13 protein-coding genes are annotated in these 12,897 nt (G+C 48.5%); all 13 read right to left on the bottom strand.

Annotation, left to right across the window (positions count from 1 at the left end):
• The coding region (gene purB / locus VB081_RS10245) for an adenylosuccinate lyase (protein WP_323400724.1) at window positions 1-1,322 on the bottom strand (1,322 nt) is incomplete at its 3' end.
• 107 nt (window positions 1,323-1,429) lie between these two features.
• A complete protein-coding gene (rny, locus tag VB081_RS10240; protein WP_323400723.1) occupies window positions 1,430-2,971 on the bottom strand; it encodes a ribonuclease Y in 1,542 nt (513 codons plus the stop codon).
• Between the two features lie 120 nt (window positions 2,972-3,091).
• On the bottom strand, window positions 3,092-4,324 hold the full coding sequence (locus tag VB081_RS10235; RefSeq protein ID WP_323400722.1) for an NAD(P)/FAD-dependent oxidoreductase: 1,233 nt from the start codon (window positions 4,322-4,324) through the stop codon (window positions 3,092-3,094).
• Complete coding sequence (locus VB081_RS10230) at window positions 4,314-5,207, bottom strand: MurR/RpiR family transcriptional regulator (protein ID WP_323400721.1); 894 nt, start codon at window positions 5,205-5,207, stop codon at window positions 4,314-4,316. The genes VB081_RS10235 and VB081_RS10230 overlap by 11 nt, the downstream gene beginning before the upstream one ends.
• A gap of 47 nt (window positions 5,208-5,254) precedes the next feature.
• The gene (gene surE, locus VB081_RS10225) at window positions 5,255-6,049 is read right to left on the bottom strand and encodes a 5'/3'-nucleotidase SurE (RefSeq protein WP_323400720.1); all 795 of its coding nucleotides are present in this window, start codon (window positions 6,047-6,049) and stop codon (window positions 5,255-5,257) included.
• Window positions 6,050-6,163: 114 nt separating this feature from the next.
• Window positions 6,164-7,561 (bottom strand): oxaloacetate decarboxylase subunit alpha, encoded by a 1,398-nt coding sequence (locus VB081_RS10220; RefSeq protein ID WP_323400719.1) that lies wholly within the window; start codon window positions 7,559-7,561, stop codon window positions 6,164-6,166.
• 20 nt (window positions 7,562-7,581) lie between these two features.
• Entirely contained in the window at window positions 7,582-8,730 is a 1,149-nt protein-coding gene (locus VB081_RS10215) for a sodium ion-translocating decarboxylase subunit beta (RefSeq protein ID WP_323400725.1), read from the bottom strand.
• 56 nt (window positions 8,731-8,786) lie between these two features.
• Window positions 8,787-9,227, bottom strand: coding sequence for a biotin/lipoyl-containing protein (locus VB081_RS10210; RefSeq protein ID WP_323400718.1), 441 nt, complete (start codon window positions 9,225-9,227; stop codon window positions 8,787-8,789).
• A 27-nt stretch (window positions 9,228-9,254) separates the two neighbouring features.
• Window positions 9,255-9,626 carry an OadG family protein gene (locus VB081_RS10205; protein WP_323400717.1) on the bottom strand — a complete coding sequence of 124 codons (372 nt, stop codon included), beginning with the start codon at window positions 9,624-9,626 and terminating at the stop codon, window positions 9,255-9,257.
• 15 nt (window positions 9,627-9,641) lie between these two features.
• Window positions 9,642-11,150, bottom strand: a complete 1,509-nt coding sequence (locus VB081_RS10200) for an acyl-CoA carboxylase subunit beta (protein ID WP_323400716.1) — start codon at window positions 11,148-11,150, stop codon at window positions 9,642-9,644.
• A gap of 141 nt (window positions 11,151-11,291) precedes the next feature.
• Window positions 11,292-12,011: a pseudouridine synthase gene (locus VB081_RS10195; RefSeq protein WP_323400715.1), complete on the bottom strand. Its 720-nt coding sequence runs from the start codon at window positions 12,009-12,011 to the stop codon at window positions 11,292-11,294.
• 22 nt (window positions 12,012-12,033) lie between these two features.
• Window positions 12,034-12,594, bottom strand: a complete 561-nt coding sequence (scpB, locus tag VB081_RS10190; protein WP_323400714.1) for an SMC-Scp complex subunit ScpB — start codon at window positions 12,592-12,594, stop codon at window positions 12,034-12,036.
• Window positions 12,591-12,897: segregation/condensation protein A (locus VB081_RS10185; RefSeq protein WP_323400713.1), on the bottom strand; the 307-nt coding region annotated here is incomplete at its 5' end. The genes VB081_RS10185 and scpB, both read right to left, overlap by 4 nt.

Below are 12,897 nucleotides of genomic sequence, written 5' to 3'. Positions count from 1 at the left end.
AAGTTTTTCGGGTCCATAATCGCGTCGATCTCCTCCGCACTCATATGGAACGCGGCATCTTCCTTGATCAATTCGATCAGGTTGTTGCTCTTTCCTTCTTCCTTGACGCGGCGCCCCGCGATCATAGAATATTCGCGTATTTTTTCATGCAGCTCCTGCCTATCGCCTCCACGCTTCACAGCGTCCATCAAAATTGTTTCTGTCGCCATGAACGGCAACTCCTCATTGATACGCTTTTCGATAACTTTGGGATACACCACCATACCGCTTGTCACATTCAGGTAGATGTTCAGGATCGCGTCGAGCGCCAGAAATCCCTGCGGGATGACCAGCCGCTTGTTGGCGCTGTCGTCCAGCGTTCGCTCAAACCACTGCGTGCTGGCTGTGATAGCCGGGCTGGACGAAAGGCTTAGAACGTATCGCGCAAGCGAGCAAATGCGCTCAGAACGCATAGGATTGCGCTTATACGCCATTGCAGACGAACCGATCTGTTTCTTACCAAAGGGTTCCTCTACTTCTTTCAGATTTTGAAGCAGCCGCAGATCGTTGGCAAACTTATACGCGCTTTGCGAGATGCTTGATAACAGGTCAACGACCACACTGTCAAATTTACGCGGATACGTCTGTCCGGTTACGGCAAATACTTTTTGATAGCCGATTTTTTGCGCTACCTTTTGCTCCAGCTCTTTCACCTTCTCTGCATCACCTTCGAACAACGTCAAAAAGCTGGCCTGCGTGCCCGTCGTGCCCTTCACGCCACGCAATTTGACCTGCGATTTTACGAATTGCAGCTGCTCATAATCCATAAGCAGATCCTGCATCCACAGCGTAGCGCGTTTCCCTACTGTTGTCAGCTGCGCCGGCTGGTAGTGTGTGAAGCCAAGCGTAGGCATGTCCTTATATTGCAACGCGAATTCCTTCAGGCGGGCGATCACGTTCACAAGCTTCAGCTCGATCACCTCGATCGCCTGATCCATCACGATGATATCCGTATTGTCCCCCACATAGCAGCTGGTTGCACCCAGATGAATGATGCCTTTTGCCTGTGGGCACTGTACGCCATACGCATATACATGGGACATCACATCGTGCCGCACTTCCTTTTCGCGCGCTTCCGCCACATCGTAGTTGATATCTTCCGCATGCTCTTTTAACTCGCTGATCTGCTCTTTTGAGATAGGCAGACCCATTTCGTGCTCTGCCTCCGCGAGCGCGATCCACAGTCTGCGCCATGTCTTAAATTTTATATCATCTGAGAAGATATGCGACATTTCCCTGCTTGCATATCTGGTGATCAATGGATTCTCGTAAACATCTCTCATTCTCTTACCGCCTTTAATAAAAATAGAATACATCTTATTTTATAGCTTTTTTCACTTGTTTTCAAGCAAGAAAAAGGGAGCAGATTTTCTGCTCCCTTTTTGATTTGTTACTTTGCGTAGTCTGTTGTCCTTGTTTCTCTAATGACATTTACTTTGATCTGTCCCGGATAATCAAGTTCAGACTCAATCTTCTTCACGATATCTCTCGCTATTAAAGTAGTTCCAGCGTCGTCGATTTCGTCGGGCTTGACAATAATTCTGATTTCCCTGCCCGCCTGGATCGCAAATGATCTTTCGACGCCTGCGAATGAATTTGCAATTTCTTCAAGACTTTCAAGACGTTTGATGTAATTCTCCAAAGATTCCCTTCTTGCACCCGGCCTTGCAGCAGAAATCGCATCAGCAGCCTGTACCAGAACGGCTTCCACCGTTTTGGGCTCTACATCGCCATGATGTGCAGCAATCGCATTGATGATGTCTGCATTTTCCTTATATTTCTTTGCAAGATCCGCGCCAATCTGGATGTGCGGGCCTTCTACTTCATGGTCAACGGCTTTACCGATATCATGCAGCAGTCCCGCGCGTTTCGCAAACTTGGCGTTTGCGCCGATCTCAGCAGCCATAAGAGAAGCCAAATGAGCAACCTCGATCGAGTGTTTCAGTACATTTTGTCCATAGCTGGTACGGTATTTGAGACGACCCAAAAGCCTTACCAATTCCGGATGCAAGGAATGGATACCCACATCAAAAACCGCCTGTTCGCCAGCTTCCTTGATCTGTGCTTCCACTTCCTTTTGCGCTTTATGAACCATTTCTTCGATACGTGCCGGATGAATTCTTCCGTCAACGATCAGTTTCTCAAGCGCCATTCTGGCAACTTCACGCCTGACCGGGTCAAACCCGGACAAGATAACTGCCTCCGGTGTGTCGTCGATGATCAGGTCGATGCCCGTAGCTGTTTCCAGCGTACGGATATTACGTCCTTCACGTCCGATGATCCTGCCCTTCATTTCATCATTAGGCAGGTTTACGACCGAGACCGTGCTTTCAGCAACATGGTCGGCGGCACATTTTTGTATTGCCAGCGAAAGAATGTTTCTGGCCTTTTTATCGGCTTCATCCTTCGCTTTTTGCTCAATATCACGCAGCATTACGGCCATATCATGGCGTGCTTCGTTCTCAACCTTTTCAAGCAACAACCCCTTGGCCTCTTCTGTCGTCATGCCGGAGATATGCTCGAGTTGCTCCAGTTGCTGAGCATGCAGCGCAGCCAAATCATCCTTGGCCTTTGTGATTTCTTTACTGCTTTTGTTTACCTGTTCTTCTTTTTGTTCAATGCCTTCTAATTTCTTATCCAGCAATTCTTCTCTTTGAACCAGTCTTTTTTCAATCTTTGTGATTTCATTACGTCTGTCTCTTGATTCCCTGTCAAATTCGCTACGCAGTTTATGAACTTCTTCCTGAGCCTCAAGTACCGTCTCTTTCCTGATGACTTCCGCGCGTTTTTGCGCTTCGTCGATCAGCTTCTTAACGGAATCCTCAGCGCGGCCGATTTTAGACTCGGCAATATTACGTCTATATAAATAACCAATAATAAGTCCGATCACCAGTCCGCCTACGCCTACGAGTATAGGAATAAGCCATTCCACTTAGCAAATTCACCTCCTGTTCTTCTAATTTCTTCCAATTCATTTTCTTTTTTCAATTTGGTAACATGCAAAAAACACACGATTTACCTATCACTATTGTATCTTTATTTCCCATGATTGTCAATCAAATACACTGCTGCCCGCAAGGAAACCGGTCGAAAAAGCAATTTGCAGATTAAACCCGCCGGTAAGCGCATGTACATCGATGATTTCGCCCGCAAAATACAGATTTTGGACGATTTTGCTTTCCATTGTAGACGGGTTGATCTCTTTTACGCTGATCCCGCCCGCCGTGACGATCGCCTCTTCTATCGGACGCGTATCCGCGATGCGGATCGAAAAATGCTTTAAGCCGTGCCCCAGCATCATACGTTCTTCCTTTGTGATGCCATTGATCGCTTTGTTTCCGTCCAGCTTTGTCTCCCGTAAAAACGGGTGGATTGCTTTTTGCGGCAGCAGGTTTGTCATCACGTTTTTAAGTTGTTTGTTCTGGTTTTCTTCGAACTCGCGCATTAGCCGCGCATCTAGTTTATCTTCGGACAAGGCCGGTTTGAAATCGATTTCCGCCGTAAGCTCCAGCGGCTGTTTTTTGTGGTCGATATGATTACTTGCGGAAAGCACAACCGGGCCAGAAATACCAAAATGTGTGAACAACAGTTCCCCCTGCTCCTCATAGATTTTTTTGTTGTTCTGAAACAAAGAAAACCCAATGTTTTTAAGGGTAAGGCCTTGCATCTTCGGGCATATGCCGTGTGCATCCTCAAGCGGGATCAAAGCGGGCGCAGGGCCGATCATACTATGCCCCAGCTTTTCTGCAAAGCGATATCCGTCGCCCGTCGAACCGGTCAAGGGATAGGACTTGCCTCCCGTTGCCAGAATAAGCGCCGCCGAGCGCATCGATTCCCCGTTTTGAAAAAAAATACAGAAGCCGTTGTCTTCTTTGTTGATGTCCGTTACTTCCGTGTTCAGCATACGCTTGACGCCTGCATCCCTCAGCATTTTCTCCAGCGTACGTATCACATCGTTGGAGCGGTCGCTCACGGGGAAAACACGTCCGCCGCGCTCCACCTTTGTATGCAGTCCGTTTTTTTCAAACAGGTCAATCAGCGCTGTATTCGGGAATGCGTAAACCGCGCTCATCAAAAACTTGCTGTTTTTCGAAACGTTCATAAAAAAATCGCTGACATCACAATCATTCGTGATATTGCAGCGGCCTTTTCCTGTAATGAACAGCTTCTTCCCGGCTTTTTCATTTTTTTCGATCAGCGTTGTCGAAATACCGCGCTGTGCTGCGGCATAAGCTGCCATCATGCCTGCAGCGCCTCCCCCGACGACGATTACATTATTCTCCATAGATATCTTCATCCACGATCTGCGCATCCAATTCCCTTGTGGCATATACGTCGTTCATTTGCCACAATTCTTCCAGCCTGTTGAAGTTTGAAAACAGGATATCCTTTTTGCGTAGCCCAAGCATAATAATCAGCAGATTGATCACCGCCAGAGGCGCAACAAAGGAATCAACAAACGAATTCATATAGCTTTTTGCAGTCAGGGTGTAATCCGCGATCTGTGCAGGCGGCGCCGCGTCGTTATCTGTGATCGCAATCACCTTGCAGCCGCTTTTTTTCAGATAGTTCATTCCCTCGATGGTGCGCATGGAATAACGCGGAAAACTGATAGCGATCGCTACATCGTGTTCATCCGCACTCAATATCTGGTTGAAAATATCGCTGCCGTCAAAACGGATCAGCTTGATGTTCTCGTTCATGTAATTCATATAATAATGCAGAAATTCGGCAAGTGGGCCACTTGAACGCGTGCCCAGAATATAAATTTTGCGCGCCTTATCGATACTATCCACGATCTGTTCGATGTTTTTGGTATCGATATGTTCTCTTGTTACGCGCAGGTTATGGATATCCGTCTTAAAGGACGCATTGATCACTTCTTCCGAGGTGAGACCTTCCATCAGATTAAGACGCTGCGCTGTCGTCAGCTTTGTCTGTATGACCTCCTGCAAATCCTTTTGCAGCTTTGGATATCCGTCATAGCCAAGCGCATAGGCAAAACGGACAACGGTAGATTCACTCACGCCTACAAGGTTGCTTAATGTCGCCGCAGTCATGAATGCCGCCTTATCATACTCTTTTAATATATAATCCGCGATCAGTTTTTGTCCCTTGGACATTTTCGCGTAGCTATGGTTGATACGATCCATAACATTATTGTTCATTTCTGCCTCCGTCAAGGATAAGATGGATTTATTGTATCAAGTTTTCGTCAAATATGCAATTTCAATTTATCTATCCTGCATTTTGCATCATCAATTTTATCCGTTGCCGTCGTGTTCCACGTAAGCGGCGTGATCGTTACAAAGCCTTGCCCCAGCCAATGAATATCCGTGCCATTTTCTTTGTTGTAACTACTTTCTTCCATTTTTCCGGACGGCCAATAGTATATGCGTCCGAACGGATCGGTACGTTTTTCGTAGTCGTCCCCGTAGTTGCATATGCCATGTGGGCAAACCTTGATTCCTGCAACTTCTTTATTGATACATGCAGGAAAATTAATATTATAAATATAATCAACCAATACTTTGATTTCCAGCTGCCCAATGATTTGTAGAGCGCACGCGGCAGCTCTCTCGTACAACTCCTTCATATTGTCCCCCGCCCCGGTAAGCTTTTGAGACAACGCAATCGAAGGATACCCTAGTGCGCTGCCCTCCATGGCGGCGTTCACCGTTCCGGAATAGGCGATATCCGTACCAACATTCGTCCCAAGATTTATTCCTGATAAAACGAGATCGACATCGCGCTTCATGATCTCAAACGTCCCCAGCTTCACACAATCCGTCGGCGTGCCGGATGTACTGTATACCTCGCAGTTCTTATACTCTGCTATTTCCAACTTTCTCATGCTCAGCGGCTTGTCGATCGTCATAGACCTGCCGCATGCGCTACGCTCCTGATCGGGCGCGACAACCGTAACTTCATGCTGCGTGGCAAACGCATTTGCAAGCGCAACAATCCCAGGTGCATATACACCGTCGTCATTCGTAATCAATATTTTCATGTAAAAACTTGTCCTTTCTTAAAAACTTCCTATTGTCACAAGCGTATCATAACCACCTAAAAAACACCAGTAAAAAAGCAGGGAACGCATTCCCTGCTTTCTCAGTTGCTATTTTTATACCGGATGGATCATATTTTCCTTATCCAGCATATCAGAATCGAGCTTATATTGGTTTGCGCGTCTAAACTCAAAGAACTTAGGCGCGACCTGCGGGAACATAGCATAAGTCACGATATCTTCTTCCTGTTCCATCCAGCCCTTGACCTCTTCCCTGTACTTATCCATTTCAGGAGGCAGAAGGTCTGCCGGGCGCACGGTGATGACCTCGTCGTCGCCGATACATTTTTTACGCACTTCCTCATTGACAGGCGCAGGCAGTCTACCGTATTCACCGCGCAGCATTGCCTTGGATTCCTTGGTCACCATCTTATAGCGTTCGCCCGCAAGCACATTGAGCACTGCCTGTGTACCAACGATCTGACTTGACGGCGTAACAAGCGGCGGATAACCAAAGTCCTCGCGTACACGCGGTACTTCCTCAAGCACATCAAGCAGCTTATCCTCCGCGCCCGACTGCTTCAATTGGCTGATTAGGTTTGAAAGCATACCGCCCGGAACCTGATAGAGCAGTGTATTGATATCGATCCCAAGAACCTTAGGATCGAGAAACCCGTCCGCCTTCAGGCGGTCTGCAACCTTTGAGAAATATTTCGCGGCCTCTGTCAGTTTTCCTAAATCAAGACCCGTATCATATTCCGTACCGGCCAGCGTCGCTACAAGCGACTCCGTCGCAGGCTGCGACGTTCCGTTGCCAAGCGGGGAAAGTGCCGTATCAACGATGTCCACCCCTGCCTCGATTGCTTTTAAATATGTCATGTCTCCCACGCCGCTCGTGTTGTGTGTGTGCAGATGGATCGGCACTTTGATATTCTTTTTCAATGCAGAGACGAGATTATACGCCTCGTATGGCAGCAGCAGATTCGCCATATCCTTGATGCAGATAGATTTCGCACCCATGCCCTCGAGCTCCTGTGCCAGTTCTACGAAGTAATCGAACGTATGCACCGGGCTTGTGGTATACGAAAGCGCGACCTCAGGCCAGCCGCCGTAACGGTTCGTGCTCTCGATCGATTGTCTTAAGTTTCTTGTATCGTTCAGCGCGTCGAAGATACGGATCACATCGATACCGTTTTTGCACGCCATTTTGACGAAAAAGTCTACAACGTCGTCCGCGTAGTGTTTATAGCCAAGCAGGTTCTGCCCGCGCAGAAGCATTTGGAGCTTGGTATTTGGCATTGCTTTTCTTAATTTACGCAGTCTTTCCCACGGGTCTTCATTCAAAAACCGCAGGCATGCGTCAAACGTAGCGCCGCCCCAGCACTCGATCGACCAATATCCTATACTGTCCATCAAAGGAGCGATCGGAAGCATTTCTTCCGTCGTCATACGCGTAGCAGCCTGCGACTGGTGCGCGTCCCTCATGATGGTATCCATTATATTTACTTTTGCCATAACTTATCTTTCCTCCTATATTAAGCGAACAGCGACAAGAGTACGCCCGCCGCGACCGCACTGCCGATAACACCTGCAACGTTTGGCCCCATCGCATGCATCAGCAGGAAGTTTGACGGATTTTCTGCCTGCCCGACCTTTTGTGAAACACGCGCTGCCATCGGTACCGCCGAAACACCAGCCGAACCGATCAGCGGATTGATCTTTCCGCCCGACAGCTTGCACATCAGTTTTCCAAGTAGTACGCCGCCAATCGTACCAAAGATAAAGGCAACGACGCCAAGGCCGATGATAAGCAGCGTATCTGTCTGTAGGAATGTAGACCCGACCGTTGTCGCACCGACCGAGATCCCAAGGAATATCGTTACGATATTCATCAATTCGTTTTGCGCTGTATTGGAAAGCCTGTCGACAACCCCTGATTCACGCATGAGGTTACCAAGCATCAGCATGCCTACCAACGGTGCTGCCGCCGGTACAATCAGCGATACAAAGATCGTTACCGCAATCGGGAAAATGATCTTTTCACGCTTGGAAACATGCCGCAGCTGTTCCATTTTGATCGCTCGCTCCTGTTTGGTAGTAAACAGCTTCATGAACGGCGGCTGTATGACTGGCACAAGTGCCATATAAGTGTACGCCGCGACCGCAATCGGGCCTAAGAACTTCGGCGCCAGCTGTGACGTCACATAGATCGCCGTCGGTCCGTCCGCACCGCCAATAATACCAATTGACGCCGCAACGTTGGGCGCAAAACCAAAGAGGAGCGCAAGAATAAACGCGAGGAAAATACCAAGCTGCGCCGCCGCGCCCATAAACAAGCTTTTGGGGTTTGCGATCAACGGGCCGAAGTCCGTCATCGCACCGACACCCAGGAATATGAGCGGCGGATATATTCCAAGCTTCACGCCTAGATACAGATAGTCCAGCAGACCAGCTGTACCGGAGAAGTTTGCCCAGTCCACTTGTCCGCTTGCAAATAAATCCGCATGATACATGCCCGCCATCGGTAAGTTGGTGAGCAACATACCAAATGCGATGGGAAGCAAAAGCAATGGCTCAAATTTTTTCACGATCGCCAGATAGATCAGCAGGCACGCTATCCCTATCATAACCCATTGCTGCCAGTCTCCGGCATTAAAAAATCCCGTCGATTGCACAAATTTCATTAGAGTATCGCCAAAGCTACTCAAAACAAATCAACCTCCTTTTTGTGTATGAGCCGTTATCCGATCACTACAAGAAGGTCTCCTGTCTCTACGCTTGCACCCTTGGCAACCGATACCGATTTCACTGTCCCGGCTGCAGGCGACATGATCTCATTTTCCATTTTCATTGCTTCCAGAATCATTAAGATATCCCCTTCCGCAACGCTCTGTCCTACCGCAACACTCACATCAAGGATCGTCCCCGGCATCGGCGCGGAAACAGTTACCCCGTCAGCCGGAGCCGCCGCTGGCGCTGCTGTCGGAGCAGGTGCGGGAGCCGGTGCCGCCTGTTGTACAGGGGCAGGGGCAACTGGTGCTGGCGCTACTGCAGGAGCTGGAGCTGGTGCAGCTTGCGGTACAGGCGCTGCTGCCGGTACTGCCACCGGAGCGCCGCCGCCCAGTTCTTCTACATCCACATTATAAGAATTTCCGTTTACATGAATCAAAAATTTACGCATATCAGTTACCTCCGAAAAAATCAATTTTTACCAATTTGAAAGCTGGGACTGCCTCCCGGCCTTGCCCCATGCAGATCTTCCACTCACTTTTTTATAAGAACGAATCACAAACGGTGTAGAGCTTGACCCGGGCCGCTCGCTTTCCATAGCCGCAGCGACCGCTGCCGTGAGAACGGCAAGCAATTCGTCATCCTGAACTGTTACGACAGGTGCTTGCTGGATCGGCTTCACCTGTTTAGGCGCTTCGCCCGTTTCCTTTTTGCGTTCCTTAAGAATTGCAGACATCACGACCATGATCACGATGATCAGCGCCAAACAAACAAACACCACCATCAATCCAAGAGCAATCGTTTGTCCACCCATAGCAAGGTCCTGACCAATCGTCATATCGTTACCCATAACCATTCACCCCGCTTATAATGGCAATACGCCATGCTTTTTAGGCAGCTTTTCTTCACGCTTGGAAAGTACCATCTCCAAAGACGCGATCAGCACCTGACGCGTATGTGCCGGCTCGATGACATCGTCGACCACGCCCTGCTCTGCCGCCTGCCACGGATTTGCGTATTCATCCAGATATTTATCGATCATTTGCTTTTTGGCTGCAATTCCGTCGTCCGCTTTCGCAATTTCTTCTTCATAGAGCAAAAGAGCGCCTGCCTCAACCGGCATTGCCGAAATGTGTGCCGACGGCCATGCGTATACCATATCCGCGCCCAGCGCTTTGGGACACATCACCGCAAAACCATCGCCAATCGCTTTGCCTACAATAACATTAAGCTTTGGCATACCCGACGTTGCGTATGCGCTCACAAGCTTCGCAAAATCCGGGATCAGGCTTCCCTGCTCCTTTTCGATATCTACGTCCGAGCTGCCGCAATTTGTGAATGTAACAGCAGGAATATTGTAAGCATCTAAAAAGCTTAAAAAACGCGCCGCTTTTTTGGATGCACGCTGCGTAAGCACGCCCGTGGAATCGTTTGCAATGAACCCGCAAACATTCCCGTTCAGCCGACCGAACATCGTGATCACTTCCGACGCAAAATCGGCCTGATACGCGAGTACATCGCCATTGTCCGCAACAGAGCGGATCAGCTCCTTCATATCCGGTACTTCCTCGCCAAACGAAAGCTGGCGGTTTAGGTCGTCAGTATTCATTTCATACGGCGCCTCATCCAAATTGTTGGACGGCAGATAAGACAACAGCTTGCGCACCGTTCCCATACATTCCATCTCGTCCGCACACATAAACTGCGCAACACCTGTATTCTTATTGTGGCTTTTTGCACCAAACAGAGCCTGCGCATCGATCTCCTTGCCCATCGCAGAAGCATATATCTGCGGGCCGTGGAGCGCAAGCTGTGAAATGCCGTCGATCATCAAGGTGAAATCTGTCAATGCGGCAATATAAGCCGCCGTACCGATACATGCCCCCGCAACGATAGAGACCGTCGGGATCACGCCTGAAATATCGCTTAATTTTTTCAATATCTCCGCTGTTGCGCTGATCGCTGCCATGCCCTCTGAAATACGCGCTCCACCCGAATCCAGCACACCAATCACAGGTACGCCGTTTTTGACAGCCATATCCATTGTCTTTAAGATTTTAGATGCGTGCGCTGACGAAAGCGATCCTTTCAGCACTGTATAATCTTGTGCAAAAACAAAAACAGGCAGCTCGGCGATCGTTCCATAGCCACAGACAACGCCTTCACCTGTTTCACTTGCCGCTTCAAGACCGGGCGTCGTATAAGTACGCTTGAGAAATTTGTCGATTTCCACAAAGCTTCCCTGGTCAAGCAAGAGTCCGATACGTTCGCGCGCAGTCTTTTTTCCTGCGTCATGCTGAGCGAGAATTTGCTGTTCGCCGCCGCCTAAAAGAGCATCGGCGTTTCTTGTTCTCAACTCTTCCAACTTGCTCATTCTGATACCTCCATACAAATTAATAAACCACGGATATCCGCACAATGTGCACTATCCTGTAAATATACACATTCGACTTAAAAATTACTCCATATTAAATGTATTCAACATTCTTACCTTGTATCCCTGCAAAAAGCGTTATTATAGCTTCAGGCTTTTTCTCAGGTATTCCAGTTCATCTTTTTTAAGGTACCGGTATTCTCCCTTTTTCAGGTTGGCAAGCCCGATATCACCGATCCCTACCCTCTTCAAATAACAGACGTTCTTTTCTATTGCTGCAAACATCCTGCGAATCTGGCGGTTTTTGCCTTCTCCGATCACGCACAACACCTCGCTGCGCGCAGAGGAAGATGACAGTATCTTAAAAACAGCGGGAGCTGTCTTATATCCGTCGTCAAGCACAACGCCTTTCGCAAGCTTCTCTACGTCTTCCTCCGTGACCTCGCCATCTACCACGGCAAGATACTTTTTTTTCATATTGTGCTTAGGGTGTGTCAGCCGGTTGGCCATTTCTCCATCATTCGTCAGGATCAGAAGTCCTTCCGTTGTAAAATCGAGCCGACCGACCGGATAGAGGCGCTCGCTGATGTCTTTTACATATTTCATGACCGTCGGCCGTCCGCTTTCATCTTTGCAGGTGCAGACGCATCCTGCCGGCTTATTGAGCATGATATATATCTTATTGCTGCTTAAACGCACAGGTTTATTCATGTATTTGACCTGATCTTTGTCAGGATTTACAATAAACCCCATTTCGCGGACTGTAACACCGTTTACTTCTACCCGTCCGGCAGCAATATGCTCTTCTGCTTTTCGCCGCGAGGCAATGCCCGCCTCTGCCAGAAACTTTTGTAATCTCATTCTCTTCTCCTTAAAAAACAGCCTAAGTCGTCAGGCTGCTTTCTTCCGTCTCGTCTTGTTGTTCTTCCAATGCTTCGAAATCGATCTTCGGCAGCTCCTCTAAAGAAGAAATACCAAAATGCCGGAGGAATTCGTCCGTCGTCGCCAAAAGCGCCGGCCTTCCAAGTGCATCCTTACGGCCGATCACCTGTATCAAGCCTTTTTCTTTGAGCGTCGCCACCGCATAATTGCTGCGCACGCCGCGTATCTCATCGATTTCCGCCCGCGTCACCGGCTGCTTATAGGCAATGATGCTTAGCGTCTCCATCACAGCGGCAGAGAGCGAAGTCCTCTCCTCCGGAGCAAGCAGTTCCTTTACCACGTCACCATATTTCTGATTGGTGCAAAGCTGTACCTTGTCCCCCACGCGGACAAGTAAAACACCGTCTTCACGTCGCGCGCCATCCTCAATGATCTCCTGTAACATAATATCGAGTGCATCGATATCCATATCAAAATATTTTGCAAAGGCGGCTACGTCGATGGCGTCTCCCGATACAAAAAGCGTGGAAAAAACAGCACCGCTCAATTCGTTTTTTGTCAACTGGCCATTCCCCCGTTTTGATATTCCAGCGTGATATCGTTAAACGCACTTTTCTGGCGAATCGATATCGTGCTCGTATGCCACAATTCCAGCAATGCAATAAATGTGACGGCAATCTCCATCTGTGTTGCCTGTTGCTCAAATAAAGAAAAGAAGGAAAGCTTTTTTTCGCTTTTCAGCCGCCCCAATATCTTCTTTTTCTGCGCACGGATGCTAAATGTATCCTGCTTGATCTCTACCTTGCGGTATTTTTCTTCTTCTGCGCCATCCTTTTTGCGGTTTTTAAGAAGCTCCAGAAAAGCA

It is taken from the genome of Christensenella sp. (assembly GCF_034927525.1).
Taxonomy (GTDB): domain Bacteria; phylum Bacillota; class Clostridia; order Christensenellales; family Christensenellaceae; genus Christensenella.
The sequence above is the reverse complement of the archived record's forward strand: the minus strand, read 5'-3'. Positions and strand labels throughout refer to the sequence as shown.

What these genes read in the sequence shown, in the direction of transcription:
- VB081_RS10210 (WP_323400718.1), bottom strand. Translation starts at nt 9,227, where the DNA reads ATGCGTAAATTTTTGATTCATGTAAACGGAAATTCTTATAATGTGGAT.
- VB081_RS10205 (WP_323400717.1), bottom strand. Translation starts at nt 9,626, where the DNA reads ATGGGTAACGATATGACGATTGGTCAGGACCTTGCTATGGGTGGACAA.
- VB081_RS10195 (WP_323400715.1), bottom strand. Translation starts at nt 12,011, where the DNA reads ATGAGATTACAAAAGTTTCTGGCAGAGGCGGGCATTGCCTCGCGGCGA.
- VB081_RS10220 (WP_323400719.1), bottom strand. Translation starts at nt 7,561, where the DNA reads ATGGCAAAAGTAAATATAATGGATACCATCATGAGGGACGCGCACCAG.
- VB081_RS10235 (WP_323400722.1), bottom strand. Translation starts at nt 4,324, where the DNA reads ATGGAGAATAATGTAATCGTCGTCGGGGGAGGCGCTGCAGGCATGATG.
- surE (WP_323400720.1), bottom strand. Translation starts at nt 6,049, where the DNA reads ATGAAAATATTGATTACGAATGACGACGGTGTATATGCACCTGGGATT.
- VB081_RS10215 (WP_323400725.1), bottom strand. Translation starts at nt 8,730, where the DNA reads ATGAAATTTGTGCAATCGACGGGATTTTTTAATGCCGGAGACTGGCAG.
- VB081_RS10200 (WP_323400716.1), bottom strand. Translation starts at nt 11,150, where the DNA reads ATGAGCAAGTTGGAAGAGTTGAGAACAAGAAACGCCGATGCTCTTTTA.
- VB081_RS10230 (WP_323400721.1), bottom strand. Translation starts at nt 5,207, where the DNA reads ATGAACAATAATGTTATGGATCGTATCAACCATAGCTACGCGAAAATG.